Origin of the sequence: Streptomyces sp. S07_1.15 (genome assembly GCF_020739505.1) — a bacterium.
GTDB classification, from domain to species: domain Bacteria; phylum Actinomycetota; class Actinomycetes; order Streptomycetales; family Streptomycetaceae; genus Streptomyces; species Streptomyces xinghaiensis.
Window position 1 is genome coordinate 5,387,032 of the sequence record NZ_JAJBZK010000001.1, and the last position, 25,425, is coordinate 5,412,456.

Genomic DNA, 25,425 nt, shown 5'->3' on the forward strand with positions numbered 1-25,425 from the left:
TGCCGCCAATCCTGCGGCCGCAGCCGCTATCACCGTGCGTCTCGATGTCATGCCGTGCCGATCCTCTCAAAGGGGACAAGGGGACAAACGGGCAGAGGGTGCCCGGCCCGGGGGCCGGCCGGGGCCGGCTAGGAACCGACCCGGCGCTTGTTCCAGACGTCGAAGCCGACCGCCGCGAGCAGCACCAGGCCCTTGATGACCTGCTGGTAGTCCGAGCCGATGCCGACCAGGGACATACCGTTGTTGAGCACGCCGAGCACCAGGCCGCCGATGATGGCGCCGAGGACGGTGCCGACGCCGCCGGTGGCCGAGGCACCGCCGATGAAGGCGGCGGCGATGGCCTCGAGTTCGAAGTTGATACCGGCGTTGGGGGTGGCGGCGGTCAGCCGGGCCGCGTAGACGACCCCCGCCAGGGCCGCGAGGACCCCCATGTTCACGAAGACCAGGAAGGTGACGCGCTTGTCCTTGACGCCGGACAGCTTCGCCGCCGCCCGGTTGCCGCCGAGGGCGTAGACATGCCGGCCGATGATCGCGTTGCGCATCACGAAGCCGAGGGCCATCAGCAGGCCCACGAGGATCAGCAGCACGATTGGTGTGCCGTGATAGCTGGCCAGGGTCAGCGTGAAGGCCACGACCGCCGCCACGAGGGCGGTGCACTTGGCGATGAACAGCCCCCTAGGGATGACGTCCAGCTCGTACCGCTCCTGCTGGCGGCGGTCGCTCCACTCCCGCCACAGCACGAAGACGACCACGCCGAGGCCGATCAGCAGCGTCGCGTTGTGGTAGTTGGTGTCCGGGCCCAGCTCCGGTATGAAGCCGTTGCCGAGGGACTGGAAGCCGTCCGGGAAGGGCCGCAGGGTCTGGCCCTCCAGCATGATCTGGGTGGCGCCGCGGAAGAGCAGCATCCCGGCGAGGGTGACGATGAAGGACGGGATGCCGATATAGGCGATCCAGAAGCCCTGCCAGGCCCCGGCCGCGGCGCCGATCAGCAGGCAGAGCGCCAGCGCGAGCACCCACGGCATATCGTTCTTGATCATCATCACGCCCGCGGCGGAGCCCACGAAGGCGGCCAGCGAGCCCACGGAGAGATCGATGTGGCCCGCGATGATCACGATCATCATCCCGATGGCCAGGATCAGGATGTAACTGTTCTGCTGGACCAGGTTGGTGACGTTCTGCGGCTTCAGCAGGATGCCGTCCGTCCACACCTGGAACAGCACGACGATCAGTGCCAGCGCGAGCAGCATCCCGTACTGCCGCATATTGGCGCGCATCCCGCGCAGCAGCGCCGCGGCGAGGCCGCCCCCGGCGCCGCCCCCGGCGCCCGGGCCGGAGCCCGGACCCGGCGCCGGTCCCTCGTCCTTGGTGGTGGTCGTGGTGCTCATCGGGTCCGTCCTCTGTCCATGGTCATGTGGCGCATCAGCACTTCCTGGGTGGCCTCCGCCCGGGGGATCTCCCCGGTCAGCCGGCCGGCGGCCATCGTGTAGATCCGGTCGCACATCCCGAGCAGCTCCGGCAGCTCGGAGGAGATGAAGACCACGGCCTTGCCCTGTGCGGCGAGATCGTTGATGACCGTGTAGATCTCGTACTTCGCCCCCACGTCGATGCCGCGGGTCGGTTCGTCGAGGATCAGCACCTCGGGGCCCGCGAAGATCCACTTGCTGAGGACGACCTTCTGCTGGTTGCCGCCGCTCAGCCGGTTCACGGTCTCGAACACCGTGGGGGTCTTGATGTTCATCGACGTCCGGAACCGTTCGGCGACCCGGGCCTCCTCGTGCTCGCTGACGACACCGCGCCGGGCGACCTTCGGCAGGGAGGCGATGGAGATGTTGCGGGTCACGTCGTCGCCGAGGTTGAGCCCGTAGGTCTTGCGGTCCTCGGTGACGTAGGCGATGCCGTGGGCGACGGCCTCCGGCACGGTCCGCGTGGAGACCTCCTTCCCGTGGAGCAGGACCCGGCCCGCCGCGTGCCGCCCGTAGCTGCGCCCGAAGACGCTCATCGCCAGCTCGGTGCGGCCCGCGCCCATCAGCCCGGCGATGCCGACGATCTCGCCGCGCCGCACCTCCAGGGACACCCCGTCGACGACCTTCCGCTGCTGGTCGATGGGGTGGTGCACGGTCCAGTCCGCGATCCGCATCGCCGTCTCCCCGGCGCCCGGGCCCGCGTAGTGGGTGCGCTCCGGGAAGCGGTGGTCCAGATCGCGGCCGACCATGCCGCGGATGATCCGCTCCTCGGAGACGGCCGGCTCCGCGTCGGGCGTCTCCCGGACGGCGAGGGTCTCGATGGTCCGGCCGTCCCGCAGGATGGTGACGGAGTCGGCGACCCGCCGGATCTCGTTGAGCTTGTGCGAGATGAGGATGCAGGAGATGCCCTGCGCCTTGAACTCCAGCAGCAGATCGAGGAGTTTGGCGCTGTCCGCGTCGTTGAGGGCGGCGGTGGGCTCGTCGAGGATGAGGAGCTTCACCTCCTTGGCCAGCGCCTTGGCGATCTCCACCAGCTGCTGCTTTCCGACGCCGATGTCGGCGATCCGGGTGTGCGGCGAGTCGGTGAGCCCGACGCGCCGCAGCAGCCTGCGGGCGTGCCCCAGGGTGTCGTTCCAGTTGATCACCCCGCGGGTGGCGTGCTCGTTGCCGAGGAAGATGTTCTCCGCGATGGAGAGATAGGGGACGAGGGCGAGTTCCTGGTGGATGATGACGATGCCGCGCCGTTCGCTGGCCCGGATGTCCTTGAAGGCGCAGGGCTCGCCGCGGAAGACGATCTCGCCCTCGTAACTGCCGTGCGGGTGGACCCCGCTGAGGACCTTCATCAGGGTGGACTTGCCCGCGCCGTTCTCCCCGCAGATCGCGTGGATCTCGCCCTCGCGCACGGTGAACTCGACGCCGGACAGGGCCTTGACGCCGGGGAAGGTCTTGGTGATGGAGTGCATGTCGAGCACGGAGTGCCCGGGCGGCGCCGCCCCCGGGCCGCCCGTCGTGCCGGTGGCCGCTTTCATGGTGACCGCCGCCCCTTACTTCAGCTCGGAGGCTTTGTAGTAGCCCTCGTCGATGAGCAGCTGGGTGTTGGACTTGTCGATGCTCACCGGTTGGAGGAGATAGGCCGGCACGACCTTCTTGCCGTTGTCGTAGGTCTTGGTGTCGTTGACCTCCGGCTCGCCGCCGGTCAGCATCGCGTGGCCCATCTGGACGGTGGCCTTGGCCAGCTTCCGGGTGTCCTTGTAGATGGTCTGGGTCTGCTCACCCGCCATGATCGACTTCACGGAGGCCTTCTCGGCGTCCTGGCCGGTGATCACCGGGTACGGCTTGTCCTTGCTGCCGTAGCCCACGCTCTTGAGCGCGGAGAGGATGCCGATGGAGATCCCGTCGTACGGGGAGAGCACGGCGTCCAGCTCGGCCGAGGTGTAGGACTTGCTCAGCAGGTCGTCCATCCGGCGCTGCGCCGTGCCGCCGTCCCAGCGGAGGGTGGTGATCTGGTTGAGCTTGGTCTGCTTGGAGCGGACGACCAGCTTCTTGTCGTCGATGTACGGCTTGAGGACGCTCATCGCGCCGTTGAAGAAGAAGCGGGTGTTGTTGTCGTCGGGGGAGCCGGCGAACAGCTCGATGTTGAACGGGCCCTTCTCGCCGCCCTCCTCCTTCAGCCCGAGCTTGTCGGCGATGTACGTGCCCTGCTGCACGCCGACCTTGAAGTTGTCGAACGTGGCGTAGTAGTCGACGTGTTCGGTGCCCATCAGCAGCCGGTCGTAGGCGATGACGGGGATGTTCGCCTCGGCCGCCCGGTCCAGCACATTGGTGAGCGCCGCGCTGTCGATCGCCGCGATGACGAGCAGCTCGTGGCCCTTGGCGATCATGTTCTCGATCTGGGCGACCTGCTCGTCGACGTCGTCGTTGCCGTACTGGAGGTCGGTCTTGTAGCCCTTGGCCCGGAACTGCTCGGCCATGTTCCGGCCGTCGGCTATCCAGCGCTCGGACGACTTGGTGGGCATGGCCAGGCCGATGGTGCCGCCCTTGGCGTCCTTCTTGCCGTCGTCGTCGACGCCGGTGGAGTCCTGGCCGCAGGCGCCGAGCGCCGAGGTGAGGAGAAGCGCCGCCGTCGCGGCGCCGAGACCTCTGGTGATGCGCATGGTGGTTCCTTCCGTGGTGGGGCGGGTCGGTGCGGGTCGGTGCGGGTCGGTCAGGAGACCGGGTCGGCGGGGAAGCGCCGCAGGTCTCCGGGGAGGCGGGAGCCGAGGGGGGACATGCCGCCGTCCGCCCCGTGCCGCGCCAGCAGGTCCAGGACGAGCCGGCCGCGGCGCACCCGTTCCCGCGCGGTGTCGAGGGTGACGTCGCGCAGGTGGGCCCCGTAGGGGTAGATACCGGGCGCCTTGCTCAGCCCGAACTTGAGGTAGACGGGGGCGCCGCGGCGGATCAGCTCCCCGGTGTCGTACATCCGGACGTAGCCGCCGAGGTCGTCCGGGGCCTCGATGTAGAGGTCCATCGGCGCCCGGCCGGCCCGGCGTATCTCGGTGAGCTGGTCGAAGGAGAGATCCGAGGGGATGTTGATGGAGTCGGCGCCGAGCCGCTCCCACACCGCGTACGAGGCCGGGTTGACCGGGCCGACGAGCGCGGAGACCTTGAACGTGGTGCCGGCCGGCAGCACACCCCGTTCCCGCAGCCGGTGCAGCGTCCACAGCACGCCCTCGTCGGCGACGAGCAGGCAGCGCACGCCGAGTTCGGTGGCGCGGACGGCGTCCTCCACGCACCCCGCGAGCCCGTCGTGGCCGCGGGCCCGCAGGCCGCCGCCGCGCGAGTCGGTGCGGGTGGCGGCGCCGATGTCCCAGGTGCCGCGCGGGCCGGTGAACAGGCAGAGCTCGATGTCCCGTTCGGCGCAGGCACCGGTCATCTCGGTGATCTCGTCGTCGGTGAGCATCCAGACGCCGCTGCCCTGGCTGATCCGGTGGATCGGCACGTCCAGCCGGGACGATTCCTTGAGGACGGTCGCCAGCGCCTCGGGGCCCTCCACCGACGGCACCTCGGTGCGCCAGGTGCCGCCGTCGGGGAAGGTGTGCGGGGAGGCGTCGGCCGGGTCGTCGGCGGGGACGGGCTCGCCGAGCTGGGCGAGGGCGGCCGAGCCCGGGCGGCGCGGCGCGGGACGGGTGCTGTCGGACACGGGACTCCTCTGTTCTGCATGACGAATGGTGTTCGGTCGGCCGGCCGTCCGGACGGCCCGGGCCGGGACACCACCGGTGGGGAGCCGGGGTGCCGGGGACCGGCCGGAGGGTGTCCGGGGCAGTCGCCGGGAGGCGTACGGCGGGTCGGGGGCGGGAGCGGGCGGGGGTGACGGGAACCGGCCGGGCCGCGGGATCAGGGGCGCAGCAGCACCTTCCCGGCGCCGGGATCACCGCCGCCGACGAGCGCGACGGCCTCGGCGTACTCCTCCCATGCCAGCTCGTGGGTGATCAGCGGTGCGGGGTTCAGCAGCCCGGTCCCGAAGGCCCGCACGGCGTACGCCCAGGCCGCCGGCGGGGCACCGAAGACGGTGTGCACGGTGATCTGGCGCATCGCCAGGCCGAGCGGGTCGATCCCCTCGGCGCCCGCGCCGGGCAGCCCGGTGAGCACCACCCGGCCGCCGCCCCGCGCCAGGGAGACCGCGCAGCACGCGCTGCGCGGCGCGCCCGCGGTCTCGACCACCAGGTCGTACCGGCCGGTGAGCGCGGTGAGCCCGTCCGGCGGGCGGACCTCGGTGGCGCCGAAGGGCACCGCCTGCCCGGCCCGGCTCGCCCGGGGCTCCACGACCAGCAGTTCGGCGGGGGAGGTGGCGGCCAGGAACTGGACGGCCAGCAGGCCGAGGGTGCCCGCGCCGACGACGGCGATCCGCTCGGCGGGCCGGGCCGCCGCCGTCAGCGCCGCGGCGGCGGCCACGGCGGCCGGCTCCAGCAGCGCCGCGGCCCGCAGGTCGGCGTCGGGGGCGAGGAGGTGCAGCAGCCGGGCGGGCAGGGTGAGGGTGTCGGCGAAGGCACCGGGCCGGGTGAAGCCCGTCTCGTCGTAGCCGCCGGTGCACAGGGAGGTCTCGCCGGCTCGGCAGCGTTCGCAGGTCTGGCAGTTGCGGAAGCCCTCGCCGACGGTCTTCCGGCCCACCAGCCCCGGGTCGACGCCCTCGCCGACCGCCTCCACCGTCCCCGACCACTCGTGGCCGGGGGTGACGGGGTAGCGGACGTAGCCGGGTGCGCGGGTGCCCTCGTACAGCTCGCGGTCGCTGCCGCACACCCCCGCCGCGTACACCCGGACCAGGGCCTCGCCGGGGCCGGGCGGCACGGGCTCCGCCGGGACGATCCGGTGGGTGCCGGGCCGTTCCAGGAGGACGGCGCGGCCGCCCGTCATGACCGGCCCCCGGTGGGGTCGCGCTTCTCCCAGCCCTCGGCCCACAGGTCGAAGTGGGCGCGCTGCTGCGGGAACCCGGCCGCCGCGTCGGGGTCGAACTCGACACCGAGGCCGGGTGCCTCCGGCAGGGTGAAGTAGCCGTCCACGACCTCGGGGGCGCCCTTCACCACCTTCTTGATCTCGGCGTCCGCGAAGTCGTTGAAGTGCTCCAGGATCTTGAAGTTGGGGGTGCAGCCCGCGAGCTGGAGGGAGGCGGCGGTGAGCACCGAGCCGCCCACGTTGTGCGGGGCGATGAGGACGTAGTGCGTCTCGGCGGTGGCGGCTAGCTTCCGGGTCTCCAGGATGCCGCCGAGGTGCCCGACGTCCGGCTGGATGATGTCGGCGGCCTGTGACTCGAAGAGCTCGCGGAACTCGATGCGGTCGTGGATGCGTTCACCGGTCGCGATGGGCAACGTTGTCTTCGCCGCCATCTTGGCGAGCGCCTTGAGGTTCTCCGGCGGCACCGGCTCCTCCAGCCAGGAGGGGTGGAACCGCTCCAGCTCCTTCGCCAGCCGGGAGGCCGTCGCCGGGCTGAACCGCCCGTGCATCTCGACCAGCAGCTCGGCCTCCGGGCCGATCGCGTCGCGTACGGCCTCGACGAGGGCGAGGGAGTGCAGGGTCTCGGTGTGGTCGAGCTCGAAGTGGCCGGTTCCGAACGGGTCCAGCTTCAGCGCCCGGTAGCCGCGGTCGACGACCCGGCGGGCGGCGGCGTGGAAGGCCTCGGGGGTGCGCTCGACGGTGTACCAGCCGTTGGCGTACGCCTTCACCCGGTCGGTGACGCGGCCGCCGAGGAGCTGCCAGACCGGCACGCCCAGCGCCTTGCCCTTGATGTCCCAGCAGGCCATCTCCACACAGGCGATGCCGGACATGACGATCTCCCCGGCCCGCCCGTAGTCGCCGTACTTCATCCGGCGGACGAGGTCCTCGATCGCGAACGGGTCGGCGCCGGCCAGGTGGTTGACCTCGGCCTCGCGGAGGTAGCCGACCAGCGCGTCGGTCCGGCCGAGCATCCGGGTCTCGCCGACGCCGGTGATGCCCTCGTCGGTGTGGACGAGGACATAGGTCAGATTGCGCCACGGAGTTCCGACGACATGGGTGGTGATGCCGGTGATGCGCAAGGCCACTGCCCTTCCGGTGTTCGATATTTCGTCACACGTTCGAAATCCTGGCGTGACGGTAATGACGTGCCGGGAGCAGTGTCAATGGTCGTGCACCCGCGTCCTTCCCCGAACCGGGTGACGGCACCCCGGGCCGGGGGAGAAGGGCCGGTTTCCGTGGCCGGAGGGGCAAAGCCCGAGGCCCGGCGGGCGGTGGCGGCGACCGGATCCGGCCAGGGAACGCCGGGGCCGGGGCGGGCCGGAGGGAAGGGCCGGGCCGCGCGGTCCGGCGTCTCCTCCCGCCCCTCATGTCCCTTGCCGCGCACGGCTGTTCGCCGACGCCGCCGGTGGGGCGCGGATACACCCCCTCGGGCGTCCGCGGCCGGGGAACGCGGGACCGCCCCCGAGAGTGAAGCTTCCGTGATATCCGGCCCGGACCGACGGTACGTCACCCCGGGGTCCCCGGCGCACGGTAGCTTTTCCCCGGGGCCGCAGGCGCCGTGCCCCCGTGGCGGGTTCCCGGTCCCCCGATCGGGTCAGGGCGTCACCCGGCATCCGTACGTTCACGGCACGTCACATAGTGTCCCTTTTGCAGAGGATCGCTCCCGATGATGTTTACTGTTGGTAATCTCGGGGCCTGGTGCGGAAGTGATCTCTGGGGCAGACTGTCAAGTGCTGTTCCGGACGAGACCGGTACGGGCGCGAGTCCGCTGGGGAAGGCCCACCTCGTCCCACACTGGAGGTCCCGGTGACGACACGTGGAGTTCTCTACGTCCACTCCGCCCCCCGCGCGCTCTGCCCGCACGTCGAGTGGGCGGTCGCGGGCGTCCTCGGCGTGCGCGTCAGCCTGGACTGGATCAGACAGCCCGCCGAACCGGGCACCTGGCGTGCGGAGTTCTCCTGGCAGGGCGAGCACGGCACCGCTTCCAAACTCGCCTCCGCGCTGCGCGGCTGGCATCTGCTGCGCTTCGAGGTGACCGCGGAGCCCTGCCCCGGCGCCGAGGGCGAGCGCTACAGCTCCACCCCCGGGCTCGGCATCTTCCACGCCGTCACCGGCATCCACGGCGACATCCTGATCCCCGAGGACCGGCTGCGCGCGGCCCTGGCCCGCTCCGCCCGCGGCGAGACCGTCCTGGAGGCGGAGATCGCCAAGCTCCTCGGCAAGCCCTGGGACGACGAACTCGAACCCTTCCGCTACGCCGGCGAGGGCGCCCCGGTCCGCTGGCTGCACCAGGTGGTCTGAGCCCCCGGCGGAAAACGGCGGAACGCCCGGACGCCCGCGGACGCACGCGGAAGCGGCCCGCCCGGATCACTCCGGGCGGGCCGCTCCGTGCCGCGGTGGCGCGTCAGACGGTCCGGAAGGCCAGTACGACGTTGTGGCCGCCGAAGCCGAACGAGTTGTTCAGCGCCGCGATCGTCCCCTCGGGCAGCGTGCGGGGCTCGTCGCGCACGACGTCGGCGTCCACTCCGGGGTCGAGATCCTTGATGTTGATGGTCGGCGGGGCCGTCCGGTGGTACAGCGCCAGCACGGTGGCCACGGTCTCCACACCGCCCGCGCCGCCCAGCAGATGGCCGGTCATCGACTTGGTGGCGGAGACCGCCATGTGGTCGACGTCGTCCGCGAAGACCTTCCGCAGCGCCTTGATCTCCGCGACGTCGCCCTGCGGGGTGGACGTCGCGTGCGCGTTGATGTGGGCGACCTCGGAGGGCTTGAGGTCGGTGGAGTCCAGCAGGTTCCGCAGGGCGTCGGCGATGCCGCGGCCCTCCGGCTCGGGCTGGGTGATGTGGTGACCGTCGGCCGAGATGCCCTGGCCGAGCACCTCGCAGTAGACCTTGGCCTTCCGCGCGGCGGCGTGCTCCGCGGACTCCAGGACGACGACGCCGGCACCCTCGCCGAGCACGAAGCCGTTGCGGCTCGCGTCATACGGGCGGGAGGCGCCCTCGGGGTCGTCGTTGTCCTTCGACATCGCCATCATGTTGCCGAAGGCCGCGATCGGCAGCGGGTGGATGGCGGCCTCGGTGCCGCCCGCGACGACCACGTCGGCGCGGCCGGTGCGGATCATCTCCACCGCGTAGCCGATCGCCTCGGCGCCGGAGGCGCAGGCGCTGACCGGGGTGTGCACGCCGGCGCGGGCGCCCACCTCCAGGCCCACATTGGCCGACGGGCTGTTCGGCATGAGCATGGGCACGGTGTGCGGGGAGACGCGGCGTACGCCCTTCTCCTTGAGCACGTCGTACTGGTCGAGCAGGGTGGTCACGCCGCCGATGCCGGAGGCGATGACGGCGCCCAGCCGCTCCGGGCGGACGGCGCCGGCGTTCTCCTCCGAGCCGGCCGCGCCGGTGAAGCCGGCGTCGGCCCAGGCCTCACGGGCGGCGATCAGCGCGAACTGGGCCGAGCGGTCCAGCTTGCGCGCCACCGGCCGGGGCAGCACCTCGGAGGGGTCCACGGCCGCCGAGGCGGCGATGCGGACGGGGAGGTCGGCGAAGCGCTCGCCCTCCAGGGCCGCCACACCGGAGCGTCCGGCGATCAGGCCTTCCCAGGTCGAAGCGCTGTCGCCACCCAGCGGTGTGGTTGCTCCGATACCGGTGACGACCACGGTGCGATTGGTCGAGTTCACAGGAATGTTCTCCACGAGTAGAGGGGTGCGGTACCGCCACCGCCGGGGTGGCGACGAACGCTCGGCTCAGGCCTGGTGCTTGAGGATGTAGTCCGCGGCGTCGCCGACGGTCTTCAGGTTCTTGACGTCGTCGTCCGGAATCTTGACGTCGAAGCGCTCCTCGGCGGCGACGACGACCTCGACCATGGACAGCGAGTCGACGTCCAGGTCGTCGGTGAAGGACTTGTCCAGCTGGACGTCCTCGGTGGGGATACCGGCGATCTCGTTGACGATCTCCGCGAGACCGGCGACGATCTCTTCCTGCGTGGCGGCCATGATGGCGCTCTCCATTCGATGTGTTTCGGTGGTGCTTTCCGGATGAAAACAGGACGCGTGGTGACCGGATGCCCGTAACCGCGCGTTTCGTGCCTAGGGGAGAGTAACGACCGTGGCGGCGTAGACGAGACCCGCCCCGAAGCCGATGACGAGCGCGGTGTCACCGCTCTTCGCCTGCCCCGTCGCCAGCAGCCGCTCCATCGCGAGCGGAATCGACGCTGCCGAGGTGTTGCCGGTGGTCTCGACGTCACGGGCGACCGTGACGTGCTCCGGCAGCTTGAGGGTCTTCACCATCGAGTCGATGATCCGCATATTGGCCTGGTGCGGAATGAAGACGTCCAGGTCGGCCGGGGTGATCCCGGCCGCTTCCAGGGCCTGCTGGGCCACCTTCGCCATCTCGAACACCGCCCACCGGAAGACCGCCTGGCCCTCCTGGGTGATGGCGGGGTAACGGATGTCGGAGACGTCCGTCCGGCCGCGGTAGGCGTCCCAGGGCACGGTCTGCTTGATGGTCTCGGACTTGTCGCCCTCGGAACCCCAGATGCTCGGGCCGATCCCCGGCTCCTCGGACGGGCCGACGACCACGGCGCCCGCGCCGTCGCCGAACAGGAAGGCCGTGGCGCGGTCCTCCAGGTCGGTGAGGTCCGACAGCCGCTCCACGCCGATGACGAGGACGTACTCCGCGCTGCCCTCGGTGACCATCCCCTTGGCGAGGGTCAGTCCGTAACCGAAGCCCGCGCAGCCCGCGTTGACGTCGAACGCGGCGGGCCGCCCCGCGCCGATCCGGTGGGCGATCTCGGTGGCGACGGCCGGGGTCTGCTTGAAGTGCGAGACGGTGGCGACGATGACGCCGCCGATCTGCTCCGGGCCGATCCCGGCGTCGGCGATGGCCTTGCCCGCCGCCTCGGCCGACATCACCGCGACGGTCTCCTCGGGCCCCGCCCAGTGCCGGGTGCTGATGCCCGAACGGGAGCGGATCCACTCGTCGGAGGAGTCGATGTGCTGCAGGATCTCCTCGTTCGGCACCACCCGCGTCGGGCGGTAGCCGCCGACGCCGAGGATGCGCGCGTACGGGGCACCCCGGCTCGGCTTGATCTTCGCGGTCATGGTTCTTCGGCTCCTATTCCGCGGCAGAGCGGGCGGGCGCCGCGTGCTCGGCGATGAGCTCGCGGGCTGCGTCGAGGTCGGCCGGGCTCTTCAGCGCCAGGGTCTTCACCCCGGGCAGCGCCCGCTTCGCCAGCCCGGTGAGGGTGCCGGCGGGAGAGACCTCGAGCAGCGCGGTGACGCCCAGCTCCTGGAACGTCTCCATGCACAGATCCCAGCGGACCGGGTTGGAGACCTGGTTGACCAGGCGCTCCACGGCGTCCGGGCCGGACGCGACGGCCCGGCCGTCCTTGTTCGAGAGGTAGGGAACGCGCGGGTCGGAGACGGTCAGGTCCTTGACCGCGGCCTCCAGCTTCGCGACCGCCGGCGCCATGTGGCGGGTGTGGAACGCGCCGGCCACCTTGAGCGGCATGACGCGGGCCTTCTCCGGCTTCTCCGCGGAGAGCGCGGCGAGTTGCTCCGCGGTGCCCGCGGCGACGATCTGCCCGGCGCCGTTGATGTTGGCCGGGGTCAGTCCGAGCTTCTCCAGATGCGCCAGCACCTGCTCCGGGTCGCCGCCGAGCACGGCGGACATCCCGGTCTCGGTGACGGCGGCGGCCTCGGCCATGGCCAGGCCGCGCTTCCGCACCAGGGCGACGGCGTCCTCGTCGCTCAGCACCCCGGAGAGCGCGGCGGCGGTCAGCTCGCCGACACTGTGCCCGGCGACGGCGCCGACCCGGGCCGGGATCTCCGCCCGGGGGTCGTCGAAGAGCGCGTACGCGGAGACCAGCCCGGCGGCCACCAGCAGCGGCTGGGCCACCGCGGTGTCACGGATGGTCTCGGCGTCGGCCTCGGTCCCGTAGTGCACCAGGTCCAGGCCGGAGACGGCCGACCACTCCGCCAGGCGTCCGGAGACACCGGGGAGGTCGAGCCAGGGGGTCAGGAAGCCGGGCGTCTGAGCGCCTTGGCCGGGAGCGACGAGTACGAGCACTCTCACACTCTCTCGTGACGGTGGTCCCGGCCGCCCGTGGGGACAGGGACCAAGAACGGACAGGGGAATTGTTGGTATCCAACAAAGGGCTAGTGCGGTGATCCCGCGTCGGCGAGACGGCCCAGGATGAGCGCGATGCGCAGGGTGAACGCGGAGCGCACATCGGACGGTGACCAGCCGGTGACATCCGTCACACGTCGGAGCCGGTAGCGCACGGTGTTGGGGTGGACGAAGAGCATCCGCGCGGCGCCCTCCAGACTGCTGGCCTGCTCCAGATAGACGCTCAGCGTTTCCAGCAGCGCCGACCCGGCTTCCTCCAGCGGTCTGTAGATCTCCTCCACCAACTGCCGCCGGGCGGCGGCGTCCCCGGCCATCGCGCGCTCCGGCAGCACATCGTCCGCGAGGACGGGCCGCGGCGCGTCCGGCCAGGCCGCGCACGCCCGCAGACCGGCCGCCGCGGCCGCCGCCGAGCGCGTCGCGGAGAGCAGATCGCCGACGACGGGACCGGCGACCACCGGGCCCGCCGCGAACGGCCCGATCAGATCCCGCGCGGTGCGCAGCGGATCCGCGCTGCCGCCGGCGACGACCACCAGCCGGCTGCCCAGCACCCCGGTCAGCACCTGGAGCTTCGCGTGCCGCGCGGCCCGCCGGATCGCCTCCACGGTCAGCTCGCTGTCGCCGTCGGGCGCCGTGCCCAGCACGACGCAGACATGCTCCGGGGAGTTCCAGCCCAGCGCGGCGGCCCGGGACAGCGCGCCCTCGTCCGCCTCACCGGAGAGCACCGCGTTGACGACCAGCGACTCCAGCCGGGCGTCCCACGCACCGCGCGCCTCCGCGGCCTGGGCGTACACCTGGGCGGTGGCGAAGGCGATCTCGCGGGCGTAGACGAGCAGGGCCTCGCGCAGGGCGTTCTCGTCGCCCGGGGCGGCGACCTCGTCGATCGCCGACTCCATGACCTCGATCGTGGTGCGCACCATCTCCACGGTCTGCCGCAGCGTGATGGCCCGGGTCAGCTCGCGCGGCGCGGTGCCGAACACGTCCGTGCTGATGGCCTGGGGTGCCTCGGGGTGCCGGAACCACTCGGTGAAGGCCGCGATGCCGGCCTGCGCGACCAGACCGATCCAGGACCGGTTCTCCGGCGGCATCGCGCGGTACCACGGCAGCGTCTCGTCCATGCGGGCGATCGCGTCCGCGGCGAGGGAGCCGGAGGACTTCTCCAGCCGGACGAGTGTCGCGGCGTGCGGATGGCGGACGGGGGCGTCGGAAGATCCGGTCTCAGGTTCAGGCACGGAACCAGCCTGCCTCATCGTGCGGCCATCCGGGGCCGGGGGTCCGGAGAGCGGGACCGGGGGACGGGTCCGGGTACCGGTCCGGGACAGGGGTGCCCCGCCGTCCCCCGGGGCGCCGGGCGGGCGTTCGGCCGTGTCCGGCCGTGTCCGGAGCGCCCCGGGTTGTACCGCCGGATCCGCCCCGCTTCCGTCGCCGTCGGCGTCGGGCCCGCTCCGGCCGTTGACGGGCCGGCGCAACCGCCACAACCACCGCACCCGTCACGCCCGCCTCCGGCCGCCCCCGCCGCGCCCGGGCACACCGCGTCCTCTACGGTGTGATCATGAACGAGGTCTGGCGGGCGGGCGCACGGTTCCGGGGCGGGGACGCGGGCGCCGGCATCGAAACCCTGCACGCGTTCTCCTTCGGCCGGTTCTACGACCCGGACAATCTGTCCTTCGGCGCGCTGATCGCCTGCAACGAGGAACGGCTGGAGCCCGGCGCGGGCTTCGCCTCCCACCCGCACCGCGACACCGAGATCGTCACCTGGGTCGTCGAGGGCGAGCTGACGCACCGTGACTCGGCCGGGAACACCACGGTGGTGCGCCCCGGCGACGTCCAGCGGCTCGGCGCGGGCAGCGGGGTGCGGCACGAGGATCGCAACGAGGGCGAACGGCCACTGGTCTTCGTCCAGATGTGGCTGACCCCGCGCGAGCCCGGCGGCGAACCGGAGTACGAGATCGTGCGCGGCATCGCCGACCGCACACCGCTCGCCGTGGACCGGGCGGAGGCGGACCTGCACATCCGCCGCCCCGACGCCGGGACGCGAGTCGTCCTGCCGGACGCGCCGCTGCTCTACGCCCATGTGGTGCGCGGAGCGGTCCGGCTCGCCTCGGCGGGCACCCCCGGCACCGGCGGCCCGGAGACGCTCACCGGCGCGGACGGCGAGCTGCTGGGCCCCGGGGACGCGGCCCGGATCACGGACTGCCGGGGCCGCTTCCTGGTCGCCGAGGAACCCTCCGAACTGCTGCTCTGGGAACTGCCCTAGCCGAGGGACGCCCGGAGCCCCGGAGCCCCGGTGGCCTCCGGGGAAGGCCCGTCGGCAACGGCCTTCCCCGGAGAGGCCGCGTCAGGGCAGGGTGACGAACGGAGCGAGGAAGTCGCGTGCCGCCGGGGTGTCGAGGCGGTAGGCGACGTTGGTCGCGTAGCACACGGCGTCACCGGTGATGGTCGTCCCCACCAGGGTCCGCTTCCCGTCGATCTCCGCGAAGTTCGGGCCGCCGGAGTCGCCGTAGCAGGCGCCGCCGTTGCCCTGCGGCTCCGTCATCGCCAGCCGGATCCAGGACCGGTCGAGGGCGTTGAACGAGAGCGGGGCCTTCATCCGGACCCCGCCGCCGGGGTGGGTGTGGCCGCCGGGTGCCCGGAGGGCCTCCTGGGTGCCGTAGCCGGCCACCGTGAAGCCGGTGTCGTTCAGCCCGCGCGGGCCGAGTTCGCCGAGCCGGCCGGCGGCGGGAAGCGCGGCCGGGGTGAAGTCCCAGCGCTCCCGCGTCTCCTCCGCCGGGAGCTCGATCACGGAGATGTCGTGGGTGTCGGACTGCGGGCCCGGGTACTCCGGGTGGTTGTGCGCCTCGCCCCGCACGGCGACGTCCGCGGCGACGGCGGCGGGGTCGCCCGGATGCCGGGCCCCGGCCTCGTCCAGCGCGGACTGGACGTCCTGGTCGAGCGAGACGTGGAAGCGGACGTTGTCCGGCCAGTCGGTGGTGCAGTGCGCGGCGGTGAGGAAGGTGTCCTCGTCGACCATCGTGCCGGAGCAGACCCAGTCCACCCGGTCGGGGGTCGCCGGGTCGCCGTCGTTGTCCCAGGTGGCCACGAGGGCGCCGACCTCGGTGCGCTCGGGTGCGGGGGTGGAGTTGTACGAGCTGATGGCCGCGGCCGGCAGGGTCGCCGCCAGTGCCAGGCCGGCGGTGGCCGAGGCCACGGCTATCGACTTCGCCAGAGTGGAGCGGGTGGAGCGCGGATGGGTGGTGGCCCGCAAGATAAGCCCCTTTGTCGGTGTGCCCGTTCGTTCGTGCCGTGCGCCTGGCCGGCGACACGGAACGAACGAACGGACGTTCGGCTGTTCTGCTGCTCTCAGCGTCGGCCGGGCGCAGAACATCACCGGGGCGTGGCGAGCGGGCGGGGCCCCGGCCCGGTTCAGCCCGTCCGTTCGCCCAGTTCGGTGAGAACCGTGTCGGTGAACGGGGGCCAGGCGTCGATCGCCCAGGACCCGAAGTCCCGGTCCGTGAGGACGACGCAGGCGGCGCCGTCGGCACCGGCGTCCGGGTCGGACCAGAGGAAGGTGCCGGTCTGGCCGAAGTGGCCGAAAGTGCGGGGTGAGGAGGAACTCCCCGTCCAGTGCGGGGACTTGCCGCCCCGGATCTCGAAGCCCAGCCCCCAGTCGTTGGGGCGCTGGTGGCCGTAGCCGGGCACCACGCCGTTCAGCCCGGGGAAGACCACCTGGGTCGCGGCGGCCACGGTCTGCGGGTGCAGCAGCCGCGGGGCCTGCACCTCGGCGGCGAACCGGGCCAGGTCGGCGGCGGTGGAGACGCCGTCCTTCGCCGGGGAGCCCGGCAGATGGGTGGCCGTCATGCCGAGCGGTTCCAGCACCGCCTGCCGCAGATAGTCGGGGAAGGCGATCCCGGTGGCCTTGGCGACGTGGTCGCCCAGCGCCTCGAACCCCGCGTTGGAGTAGATCCGGCGCTCGCCGGGGGCCGCCATCACCCTCGGCTCGTCGAAGGCCAGACCGGAGGCGTGCGCCAGCAGATGGCGGACCGTGGAGCCCTCGGGCCCCGCGGGCTCGTCGAGTTCGACGGCGCCCTCCTCGTACGCGACGAGCACGGCGTAGGCGGCCAGCGGCTTGGTGACCGAGGCCAGCCGGAACCGGTGGTCCTGCGGACCGTGCGACCCGGCGAGGCTGCCGTCGGCCCGGACGACAGCGGCCGCCGCGGTGGGAACCGGCCAGTTCTCGATCATCCGCAGACTTTCCATGGCCGGGAGCCTAACCGGCCGCCGGGCGCCTCATGCGTCCGGCCGGGTCCGCCGGGGGAGCGGAACACGGGCAAGGGGGTGACCGGGGCGCGGCCCGAGTGGGCGGGGCCCGTGCGGGTACGCGGACCGGGCCCGCCCGGAATGGCTGGGAAGGAATCCCGCGGCCGCTTGCTTCGAGTGCACTCCAAGCCCATAGCGTGAGCGGCGTCCGGTGAGCTCCGAAGGGAAGGCGGTCGGCGATGAGCGTGGTGGAGAGTGCGCCCGTACGGCGGGATCTGTGTGCGTCGGCGCTCCCGGAGCATCCGCGCCCGGCTGGCCAGGACGCGTACACCATCAGCGAGGTCTCGGCCTGGACCGGCCTGACCGCGCACACCCTGCGCTGGTACGAGCGCATCGGCCTGATGCCGGACGTGGACCGCTCGCACACCGGCCAGCGCCGCTACACCAACCGTGACCTCGACTGGCTCAACTTCGTCGGCAAACTGCGGCTGACGGGGATGCCGGTCGCGGACATGGTCCGCTACGCCGGGATGGTCCGCGCGGGCGACCACACCTACGCCGAGCGCCGGGAGCTGCTGACGGCCCACCGCGAGGACGTCCGCCGGAGGATCACCGAACTCCAGGACACTCTGGACGTACTCGACTACAAGATCGACCTCTACACGGGAGGACCCGGCACCGCATGAACCAGCACACGAGCAGCGACGGCGAACGCATCGCCCGCACCCACCTCGGCACCGGCGGCCCCGAGGTGGGCGTGCAGGGCCTCGGCTGCATGGGCATGAGCTTCGCCTACGGCCCCACCGACGAGGCCGAGGCCCGCGCCACCCTCGAACGCGCCCTGGAACTGGGCGTCACCCTCTACGACACCGCCGACATGTACGGCATGGGGGAGAACGAGCGGTTCCTCGCCCCGTTCGTGGCGGCCCACCGGGACGAGATCACCCTCGCCACCAAGTTCGGCATCGTGCTCGACCCGGCCGACCCGTCCAAGCGCGGCATCCGCAACGACCGCGCGTACATCCGGCAGTGCGCCGAGGCCAGCCTGCGCCGGCTCGGCGTGGACGTCATCGACCTGTACTACATGCACCGCCGGGACGTGAACGTGCCCATCGAGGAGACCGTCGGCGCCATGGCCGAACTGGTCGAGGAGGGCAAGGTCCGGCAGCTCGGCCTGAGCGAGGTCACGGGCGCTGAACTGCGCGCCGCGCACGCCGAGCACCCCATCGCCGCCGTGCAGTCGGAGTGGTCCCTGTTCAGCCGGGACGTGGAGCGCACGGCGGTGCCGGCGGCCGCGGAGCTCGGGGTGGCCTTCGTCCCGTACTCGCCGCTCGGCCGGGGCTTCCTGACCGGGGCGTTCACCGACGCCGGGAAGGAGCTGACCGAGGACGACTTCCGCCGGACGATGCCCCGCTTCACCGGCGAGAACGCCGAGGCCAACGCGGCGCTGCTGGAGCCGGTCCGGAAGGTCGCCGGGGCGCACGGCATCACCCTCGGCCAGACCGCGCTGGCCTGGGTGCACCAGCAGGCTGAGCGGTACCCCGGGCTGAGCGTCGTCCCGATCCCGGGCACCCGCAAGCGCTCCCGCGTGGAGGAGAACACCGCCGCCACCCGCATCCGGCTGACGGACGAGGACCTGACCCTGCTCGCCCCCATCGCCGACCGCGTCGCGGGCACCCGCTACCCCAGCATGGCGCTCACTTCGGCGGGCCGCGAGTAGCCCTCCGGCCGGACACGATGCCCCGGCGGCCCGGGGTGACCACACCCCGGGCCGCCCGGCTCCGGCTCACAGCTCCGCCAGCAGCTCCGCCTTCTTCGAGCTGAACTCGTCGTCCGTGAGCAGCCCCGCGTCGTGCAGGGCCCCGAGGTGGCGGATGCGGTCGGCGACGTCGGCCGGGTCGCGGCGGGTCCGGCCCGGTGGCTCGGCGATGAGGGCGGGGGCGGGGGAGCGGCGCCCCGGGCCGCCGGGGCAGTCGGCGGTGGCGGGCTCGGCGGCCTTGAGCGCCTCCAGCACCGAGGCCGCGAACGGCAGCGACTCGTGGACGAGGCCGTAGCCGAGCCCGAAGACCACGGCCGCCGGGTCCTGGTCGGCGTCGCCCGGCGCCGGGTCGTCCGCGCCCCGGCGCAGCAGCCGCAGATGCCCGTCGAAGACCTCGGGGGAGCGCCACTCGACGCCGGCCAGCTCGCTCACCGGGAAGGTCTGGTCCCCGGCCTTCCACTTGGCGGAGGAGGCGCCGGTCCAGAACCAGCGGAAGGTGACGTTCCGGCCGTCGAAGGCGGCCTTGCCGTCGTACGCCTTGAAGCTGAGCGGCGGCGGAGGGGCGGCGACGAGATGGCAGGCGGCGGGGTCGGCGGCGTCCGGGCCGAGCGCGGAGCGCATCTCGTCCGCGTAGTACTCGGCGAGCAGCTCGCGCTCGGCGGGCAGCACCAGCCGGTAGGGGTCCGAGCCCTCCTTGAGCTGTCCGCCCGCCGCGTCCATCAGCGGGTCGGCGCCCGGCCGGGGCACGGCCCGCAGCACCACCGTTCCCTTTCTGCCGGGAGCGAGCTCCACGGCCGACAGCGCCTCGTACGGGACGCGTCGCTCGCCGAGCACGTGGAAGAGTCTCGGCGTGCGGATCCCCCGTTCGAAGCGGATGAGCACGGAGTCCGTGTCGAACTCCCAGACGGTGTGAAAACCGGCCAGCACATCACCCATACGGCTCATCGTATGCGGCGGGGGACCACCCGTCCTCCCTCCGTGCCCTCCGGCGCGCCCGGCGCGCGTCACAGCGTCCGGTGCCCGGGGGCCGCGGGCTGCCCGCAGCCCGTTCCCCGGCCGGGCGGGCAGCTCACGGCGGCGAGGTCGCCCACGCCGACCCGGGCGAAGTTCGCCAGGCTGGCGGTGCCCGGCACGAAGTAGCCGGTGTGGCCGGTGGCGCCCGCGGCGGAGAGCAGCCGGGCGCCGAAGGCCGGGGAGACCGGGTCCACGCCGTGGCCGAGCGCGCCGAACTCCAGATTCGGCACGTCCTCGATCCAGTCGTCGGCGTCCCGGGTGGCCCAGATCCGGGCCCGCCCGCCGAGGTCCGCGACCCGCTCGGCCCGCATCCCGGGGCTGCCCGCGACCGCTATGTCGGTGACCCGGGACGGCAGCGAGCGGGCGGCGACGCCGCAGACCACGGAGCCGTAGCTGTGGCAGAACAGGGCGACGCTCGACGATCCGGGCAGCGCCCGGACCAGCGCCCGCAGGGTGACGGCGCCCGCCGCGGCGAGCCGGCCCGCGGCGGCGTCCATGCCGACGCCCGCCGGGCTGGTGTAGTCGGCCCAGGCGATGACGGCGGTACGGACTCGGGGGGCGGCCGCGCGCTCGGCGCGGTGCAGCGCCCGCGCCATGCCGACCGGTGCCGTGAACGTCCGCCGGGTGCGTTCGAAGGTGAGCAGATGGGTGTCGACGCCGGGCACCACCACGGAGACCCGCTGGGCCGTGTTGAGGTCGCCGAAGACCTCCGCGACCCGGCCGGGGCCGGTCGGGTCGAAGGCGAGGATCTGCCGGTTCCCACGCAGCAGCGAGCCGTAGCGCTGCATCCGGCGGGCCACCTGCTCCCGGCCGAGCTCGGTGAGCCGGGGGTCGTCGAGCCGGGCCCGTTCGGCGGCGATCGCCTGCCGCAGCGCGGTGCGGTTGGCCCGGTAGCGCAGGGCCGTCGGGGCGCCGTTGAGGTTGCCCACGACCAGTGCGTGGCGCTCGGCGAGCCGCCGGCGCTGCCTCTCGCCGAGCGAGCGGAAGAAGTCCCGGACGGCCGCCGGGGAGGACTCGGGCCGGGGGAGTCTCCGTCCGTCGGCCGAAGCACGGTTCCAGGCCGCCTGGGCGGCGGCGCGGGCCCCCGGCTGCGGGCGGTGGGTGCGGATCGCGGTCCAGCCGGTGGTGGCCAGCAGTATCAGCACCAGGCCCAGGACGAGCGCCGCCCGCGAGGCGGGGGAGCCGCTGAACCAGGAGGCGGGAGCGGAGGAGCCGAGCTCAGACAAGGAAGACACTGCGGCACACCCTAGGAGACGGGCGCTGCCGAATCGTTATCCGGCGGGTGAGCGTGAGTCATTTCACGTTTGAGGCCGGGCATAGCGGTCGCAAGGGACGACCGTCTCCGGGCGGACAGCGGGGCGGATACCGGGGCGGATGCCGGGACGGATGAGGGAGGAAGGCCCAGGTGGACGGCGGGGCGGGGCGTGGGCGTGCCCGCGGCCGGAGGCGGCGGAGCCGGAACCATGGGCCGGCCGGAGCCGGCGGGTCAGTCCTCCGGCGTCGGCCCGTCCAGGGCCAGGGCGGGGCCGATCGCGTCGAGATGGCGCTCGGTGAGCCGGCGCAGCGCCTCGGCGCTCGCGTCCGGTCCCGCGCCCCAGATCCGGCCGGTCATCCGCATCACGCCGGTGAAGGCGGCGACGAGCACCCGTGGCCGGAGGTCGGCGACCGGGTCCGTCCCGGCCCGGCGGGCGATGTCGCGGACGAGGCGGTCCTCCAGCTCCGCCGAGCGGCACATCGCGGTGGCGAGCAGGGCGGGTGTCGACTCGATGACCTGGTACATCCGCATGTGCAGCCCGGGCTCGACGGTTTCCCCGACGGCTTCGCCGAAGGTGTCCCAGGTGACGGAGACGGCCCGGCGCAGCGCGGTCAGCGGCGGCTCGCCGTCCGGCCGGGCCTCGAAGGCGTCGAGGAAGTGATCCTCGACGAGGTCGTGGACGGAGAAGGCGACCGCCTCCTTGCCGGCGAAGTAGCGGAAGAAGGTCCGCTGGGAGACCCCGGCGGCCTCGGCGATGTCGTCGACCGTCGTCTCCTCGTAGCCCCGGCTGGTGAAGAGTTCCAGGGCCGAGCGGATCAGCGCGTCGCGGGTGCGTTTCTTCTTGCGCTCGCGCAGCCCGCCCGGTGCCCCTTCGGGGTCGGCAGTCGTCACCTTCGGGCCGCCTCTCGCTCGGTTCCTCAGCTGTTCTCCCTGCTCAGGGATGGTGTGAGTAGACGTGACAGTTACCGTTCCCGGAAACGGTTTGTCAACTGTCAGTCGCTGCCATAATCTCCGGCCATGACGTCTCAGACCACCGTCGCCGACGCGGCGCCGGACCTTCCCGAGCCCGGACCCCGCAAGGGCCTGCGGGGGCACCCCTGGCTCACTCTTCTCTCCGTCGCGATCGGCGTGATGATGGTCGCCCTCGACGGCACGATCGTCGCCATCGCCAATCCGGCGATCCAGCAGGACCTCGGGGCCTCGCTCGCCGACGTCCAGTGGATAACCAACGGCTATCTGCTCGCCCTCGCCGTCTCCCTCATCACGGCGGGCAAGCTCGGCGACCGCTTCGGGCACCGCCAGACCTTCCTGATCGGCATAGCCGGCTTCGCCCTCGCCTCGGGGGCCATCGGCCTCTCCGCCAGTGTGCCGCTGGTGGTCGGCTTCCGGGTCCTCCAGGGCCTCTTCGGCGCGCTGCTGATGCCCGCCGCGCTGGGCCTGCTGCGGGCCACCTTCCCGGCCGAGAAGCTCAACATGGCGATCGGCATCTGGGGCATGGTCATCGGCGCCTCCACCGCGGGCGGGCCGATCGTCGGCGGTCTGCTGGTGGAGCACGTCAGCTGGCAGTCGGTCTTCTTCATCAACGTGCCGGTGGGCATCGCCGCCCTCCTGATGGGCCTGGTGATCCTCCGTGACCACCGCGCGGAGAACGCCCCGCGCTCCTTCGACATCCCCGGCATCCTGCTGCTGTCGGCCGCGATGTTCTTCCTCATCTGGGCGCTCATCAAGGCCCCCGCCTGGGGCTGGGGCGACGGGCTCACCCTGGGCTTCCTGACCGCCGCGGTGCTCACCTTCGCGGCGTTCGCGTTCTGGGAGACGAAGGTCCGCGAACCGCTCATCCCGCTGGGGATGTTCCGCTCCGTGCCGCTGTCCGCCGGTACGGTCCTGATGGTGCTGATGGCCTTCGCCTTCATGGGCGGGATCTTCTTCGTCACCTTCTACCTGCAGAACGTGCACGGCATGAGCCCGGTCGACAGCGGGCTCCATCTGCTGCCGCTCACCGGCATGATGATCGTGTCCTCGCCGATCGCCGGCGCCCTCATCACCAAGGTCGGCCCGCGGGTCCCGCTGGTCGGCGGCATGGTGTTCACGGCCACCGCCATGTTCGGCATGTCCACCCTGGAGACGGACTCCGGCAGCGGCGTCATGTCCCTCTGGTTCGTCCTGCTCGGCCTCGGCCTGGCGCCGGTCATGGTCGGCGCGACCGAGGTGATCGTCGGCAACGCGCCGCTGGAGCTGTCCGGTGTGGCCGGCGGTCTCCAGCAGGCGGCGATGCAGGTCGGCGGCAGCCTCGGCACGGCCGTGCTCGGCGCGACCATGGCCGCCCGGGTCGACGACCAGCTGCCCGGCAACTGGGCCGAGGCCCAGCTCCCGCCGGTCACCCCGGAGCAGCTGGCGAAGATGTCCGAGGCCGTGGAGGTCGGCATCCCGCCGCTCACCAAGGAGACGCCGCCGCAGGTCGCCGAGATCATCACCGGCGTCACCCATGAGACGTTCGTGTCCGGCATGGGTTTCTCGTTCACCGTCGCGGGCGGGGTCGCGGTCCTCGCCGTCGTGGTCGCCCTCTTCACCAACCGGGGCGTCAACGCCGGGGCCGGTGCCGGCGGCGCCCACATCTGAGGCGGCCGGGGCCCTGCGCCGGGCCGTGCCCGCGCCGGGGGCCGGTTCGGGCCGGGTCCGGGCCGGGCGGCGGCTTGCCCGGCCGCGGGCCGGAGGGGTCAATTCCGTTTACTGGCAGCCCCGTTGGGTCATCCCCGGCGGGGCTGTCCCCTATCCGGGTGGCATCGCCCGGAGGCCCTTGGCGGCGGAGGCACCGGCCGGAGAGGCTCGTCGCGGAAACGCCGCCGGGCATCCGTCCGGCGGCCGGCTGTGTGCCCGCGCCCCGGCGCGGCACCTCACGGGGGAGTGATCCCGATGAAGCGCCCTGTCCTGATGACGCGTTCTTTCCCGACGACCCGCCCTGTCCTGACGACCGCGGCCGTGACCGTCACCGCGCTGGCCGCCGCCCTGGTCCCGGCCGCCCCGCTGGCCGCCGCGGCCCCTCCGGCGCCACCTGCCTCCGCCGCACCCGCGCTCCCGGCCGCGGGGCCGCCCGGCCCCTCCTCCGGCTCCTGCCCGTCCGGGGCGTTCTGCCTCTGGGACCGCCACGGCTACGGCGGCACCCGTACCGCCCACGAACTCTCCGGCACCGACATCGAAAGCTGTATCCCGCTGCCCGCCGGAGCCTCGGCGGGCTCGCTGGCCAACCGCACCGGCCGGCCCGTCACCACCTACCAGAGCGCCGAGTGCGGGGAGACGGGCGAGTTCGACACCTATCCGGGCGGCGGCACCTGGGTGCCCGACTCCCCGTACCGGGTGCGGGCGTTCAAGATCTGGGAGAACTGACACCCGGCCCGCCGCCGTTCCGCCCGGCCGGCTCCGGGACGGCGGCGCGGCCCTCCCCGGCCGCCGCGAGCTCCGCGCGCAGCGCCCGGACCTCGGCGGTGAGGTCATCGATGGCCGCCGTCTGCCGCTGCTCCTCGGCGTTCTCCCGGTCGAACTGGGAGATGAACCAGGCGGCGATGTTCGCGGTGACCACACCGAGCAGGGCGATCCCGGAGAGCATCAGCCCGACGGCCAGCACCCTGCCCAGCCCGGTGGTCGGGGCCAGATCGCCGTAGCCGACCGTGGTCATGGTGGTGAACGACCACCACACCGCGTCGCCGAACGTCCTGATGTTCCCCTCGGGGGATCTGCGCTCGACCTCCAGGACGGCCAGTGAGCCGAACAGCAGCAGCCCGGCACAGGACCCGGCCACATAGGTGGTGAGGCGGATCTGGGCGGTGGCCGCGGCCAGCCGGGCCCGGTGCCCCGCCAGCAGCAGCCCGGAGACCAGCCGCAGCAGCCGCAGCGGCTGGAGCAGCGGAAGGGCCACGGCGAGCACCGCCAGCGGATTCTCGCGGAGGAACCGCAGCTTCCGCGGCGACAGGTGCAGCCTGATGGCGAGGTCCACGGCGAAGGCCGCCCAGACCCCCCACTCCACGGCCCGGCCGGCCTCGCGCACCCAGGGATCACTGTCCGGCAGGACGATCGGCACGGTGTAGGCGGCCGCGAACAGCAGGGACAGCGCCAGCAGCGGCCCCTGGGTGCGGCGCTCCCAGCGCTCCCTCTGGTGCAGGCCGGACGGTGTCTCGCTCATGCCGTGAATCGTATGGGAGTACGAGGGAAGACGGAGAGCAGCCCGAATTCGACAACCCTTGGAGGGACGAGATGGCGGGCATGGGACACAGCAGTACGCGCAGGCACCCCCGTGAGAGCGGCCGGATGTGGTCGCGGAGCGGGCCGGATCGCGCGTCACTGGGCATCATCGGCCTCGTCTGCGCGATCGCCGGGTTCTTCGTCCTGGGCATCGTCCTCGGACCCGCGGCGATCGTGGCCGGCTGGATGTCGATGGGCCGCCGCTGGGACTTCCGCGGCGCCTCGGTACCGGCGCTCGTCGCGGTGGTCCTCGGTGCCATCGACACGGTGATGGCCGTCCTCCTGCTGGCCGGGGCCGGTGGCGGCCTCGGCGGCGGCGTCGTCTGACCGGGCGGCCCCCGCGGCGCCCGGCGCGCACGACGTGACACCACA

Annotated in this window: 24 protein-coding genes; 7 read left to right on the top strand and 17 right to left on the bottom strand. The window is 72.7% G+C overall.

Annotated features, from left to right (window positions below; all coding sequences use genetic code 11):
• Positions 1-128 precede the first annotated feature (128 nt).
• The 6 genes from mmsB to LIX60_RS23095 all read right to left on the bottom strand — a co-directional run bounded on the left by mmsB (position 129) and on the right by LIX60_RS23095 (position 7,510).
• Positions 129-1,385, bottom strand: a complete 1,257-nt coding sequence (gene mmsB / locus LIX60_RS23070) for a multiple monosaccharide ABC transporter permease (RefSeq protein WP_308101745.1) — start codon at positions 1,383-1,385, stop codon at positions 129-131.
• Positions 1,382-2,992, bottom strand: a complete 1,611-nt coding sequence (gene mmsA / locus LIX60_RS23075; protein ID WP_227960179.1) for a multiple monosaccharide ABC transporter ATP-binding protein — start codon at positions 2,990-2,992, stop codon at positions 1,382-1,384. The genes mmsB and mmsA overlap by 4 nt, the downstream gene beginning before the upstream one ends.
• 15 nt (positions 2,993-3,007) lie before the next feature.
• Positions 3,008-4,117 (bottom strand): multiple monosaccharide ABC transporter substrate-binding protein, encoded by a 1,110-nt coding sequence (gene chvE / locus LIX60_RS23080; RefSeq protein WP_227960180.1) that lies wholly within the window; start codon positions 4,115-4,117, stop codon positions 3,008-3,010.
• A 50-nt stretch (positions 4,118-4,167) separates the two neighbouring features.
• Positions 4,168-5,142: a hypothetical protein gene (locus LIX60_RS23085; RefSeq protein WP_227960181.1), complete on the bottom strand. Its 975-nt coding sequence runs from the start codon at positions 5,140-5,142 to the stop codon at positions 4,168-4,170.
• Between the two features lie 194 nt (positions 5,143-5,336).
• Positions 5,337-6,353: a zinc-binding dehydrogenase gene (locus LIX60_RS23090; RefSeq protein WP_227960183.1), complete on the bottom strand. Its 1,017-nt coding sequence runs from the start codon at positions 6,351-6,353 to the stop codon at positions 5,337-5,339.
• Entirely contained in the window at positions 6,350-7,510 is a 1,161-nt protein-coding gene (locus tag LIX60_RS23095; RefSeq protein WP_227962884.1) for a mandelate racemase/muconate lactonizing enzyme family protein, read from the bottom strand. The genes LIX60_RS23090 and LIX60_RS23095 overlap by 4 nt, the downstream gene beginning before the upstream one ends.
• Before the next feature lie 727 nt (positions 7,511-8,237).
• Between LIX60_RS23095 and LIX60_RS23100 the strand changes: the two genes are divergently transcribed.
• Entirely contained in the window at positions 8,238-8,732 is a 495-nt protein-coding gene (locus LIX60_RS23100; protein ID WP_227960186.1) for a DUF3145 domain-containing protein, read from the top strand.
• A 103-nt stretch (positions 8,733-8,835) separates the two neighbouring features.
• Here the strand turns inward: LIX60_RS23100 and LIX60_RS23105 are convergent, their stop codons facing one another.
• The 5 genes from LIX60_RS23105 to LIX60_RS23125 form a co-directional block, all read right to left on the bottom strand.
• Entirely contained in the window at positions 8,836-10,107 is a 1,272-nt protein-coding gene (locus LIX60_RS23105; protein WP_227960188.1) for a beta-ketoacyl synthase, read from the bottom strand.
• Positions 10,108-10,173: 66 nt separating this feature from the next.
• Complete coding sequence (locus LIX60_RS23110) at positions 10,174-10,422, bottom strand: acyl carrier protein (protein WP_030545387.1); 249 nt, start codon at positions 10,420-10,422, stop codon at positions 10,174-10,176.
• A 93-nt stretch (positions 10,423-10,515) separates the two neighbouring features.
• On the bottom strand, positions 10,516-11,529 hold the full coding sequence (locus tag LIX60_RS23115) for a ketoacyl-ACP synthase III (RefSeq protein ID WP_227960190.1): 1,014 nt from the start codon (positions 11,527-11,529) through the stop codon (positions 10,516-10,518).
• A 13-nt stretch (positions 11,530-11,542) separates the two neighbouring features.
• Positions 11,543-12,496, bottom strand: coding sequence for an ACP S-malonyltransferase (locus LIX60_RS23120; RefSeq protein WP_019709216.1), 954 nt, complete (start codon positions 12,494-12,496; stop codon positions 11,543-11,545).
• A gap of 89 nt (positions 12,497-12,585) precedes the next feature.
• Complete coding sequence (locus LIX60_RS23125) at positions 12,586-13,785, bottom strand: CdaR family transcriptional regulator (RefSeq protein WP_227960191.1); 1,200 nt, start codon at positions 13,783-13,785, stop codon at positions 12,586-12,588.
• A gap of 320 nt (positions 13,786-14,105) precedes the next feature.
• Here LIX60_RS23125 and LIX60_RS23130 point away from each other — a divergent pair, with 320 nt between their 5' ends.
• Entirely contained in the window at positions 14,106-14,810 is a 705-nt protein-coding gene (locus tag LIX60_RS23130) for a pirin family protein (RefSeq protein ID WP_227960193.1), read from the top strand.
• Positions 14,811-14,891: 81 nt separating this feature from the next.
• Here LIX60_RS23130 and LIX60_RS23135 read toward each other — a convergent pair whose 3' ends face one another.
• Complete coding sequence (locus LIX60_RS23135) at positions 14,892-15,797, bottom strand: trypsin-like serine protease (RefSeq protein WP_227960195.1); 906 nt, start codon at positions 15,795-15,797, stop codon at positions 14,892-14,894.
• Between the two features lie 158 nt (positions 15,798-15,955).
• Positions 15,956-16,789, bottom strand: coding sequence for a serine hydrolase (locus LIX60_RS23140; protein WP_227960197.1), 834 nt, complete (start codon positions 16,787-16,789; stop codon positions 15,956-15,958).
• Between the two features lie 239 nt (positions 16,790-17,028).
• Between LIX60_RS23140 and LIX60_RS23145 the strand changes: the two genes are divergently transcribed.
• Positions 17,029-17,475, top strand: a complete 447-nt coding sequence (locus LIX60_RS23145) for a MerR family transcriptional regulator (protein WP_227960199.1) — start codon at positions 17,029-17,031, stop codon at positions 17,473-17,475.
• Entirely contained in the window at positions 17,472-18,509 is a 1,038-nt protein-coding gene (locus LIX60_RS23150; protein ID WP_227960201.1) for an aldo/keto reductase, read from the top strand. Before LIX60_RS23145 ends, LIX60_RS23150 begins: the two co-directional genes overlap by 4 nt.
• A 66-nt stretch (positions 18,510-18,575) precedes the next feature.
• On the opposite strand, the gene LIX60_RS23155 is transcribed toward LIX60_RS23150, so the two are convergent.
• The 3 genes from LIX60_RS23155 to LIX60_RS23165 all read right to left on the bottom strand — a co-directional run bounded on the left by LIX60_RS23155 (position 18,576) and on the right by LIX60_RS23165 (position 21,708).
• Positions 18,576-19,484, bottom strand: a complete 909-nt coding sequence (locus LIX60_RS23155) for a DUF4429 domain-containing protein (RefSeq protein WP_227960203.1) — start codon at positions 19,482-19,484, stop codon at positions 18,576-18,578.
• Positions 19,485-19,552: 68 nt separating this feature from the next.
• Complete coding sequence (locus LIX60_RS23160) at positions 19,553-20,797, bottom strand: alpha/beta hydrolase (protein WP_227960205.1); 1,245 nt, start codon at positions 20,795-20,797, stop codon at positions 19,553-19,555.
• A 251-nt stretch (positions 20,798-21,048) separates the two neighbouring features.
• Positions 21,049-21,708, bottom strand: a complete 660-nt coding sequence (locus tag LIX60_RS23165; RefSeq protein WP_227960208.1) for a TetR family transcriptional regulator — start codon at positions 21,706-21,708, stop codon at positions 21,049-21,051.
• 126 nt (positions 21,709-21,834) lie between these two features.
• Between LIX60_RS23165 and LIX60_RS23170 the strand changes: the two genes are divergently transcribed.
• Positions 21,835-23,436: an MFS transporter gene (locus LIX60_RS23170; protein ID WP_227960210.1), complete on the top strand. Its 1,602-nt coding sequence runs from the start codon at positions 21,835-21,837 to the stop codon at positions 23,434-23,436.
• A 312-nt stretch (positions 23,437-23,748) separates the two neighbouring features.
• Positions 23,749-24,201 (top strand): peptidase inhibitor family I36 protein, encoded by a 453-nt coding sequence (locus tag LIX60_RS23175; protein WP_374117988.1) that lies wholly within the window; start codon positions 23,749-23,751, stop codon positions 24,199-24,201.
• On the opposite strand, the gene LIX60_RS23180 is transcribed toward LIX60_RS23175, so the two are convergent.
• The gene (locus LIX60_RS23180) at positions 24,182-24,994 is read right to left on the bottom strand and encodes a potassium channel family protein (protein ID WP_227960214.1); all 813 of its coding nucleotides are present in this window, start codon (positions 24,992-24,994) and stop codon (positions 24,182-24,184) included. The genes LIX60_RS23175 and LIX60_RS23180 overlap by 20 nt on opposite strands.
• Before the next feature lie 71 nt (positions 24,995-25,065).
• Here LIX60_RS23180 and LIX60_RS23185 point away from each other — a divergent pair, with 71 nt between their 5' ends.
• On the top strand, positions 25,066-25,380 hold the full coding sequence (locus LIX60_RS23185) for a small hydrophobic protein (protein ID WP_227960216.1): 315 nt from the start codon (positions 25,066-25,068) through the stop codon (positions 25,378-25,380).
• Positions 25,381-25,425: the final 45 nt, after the last annotated feature.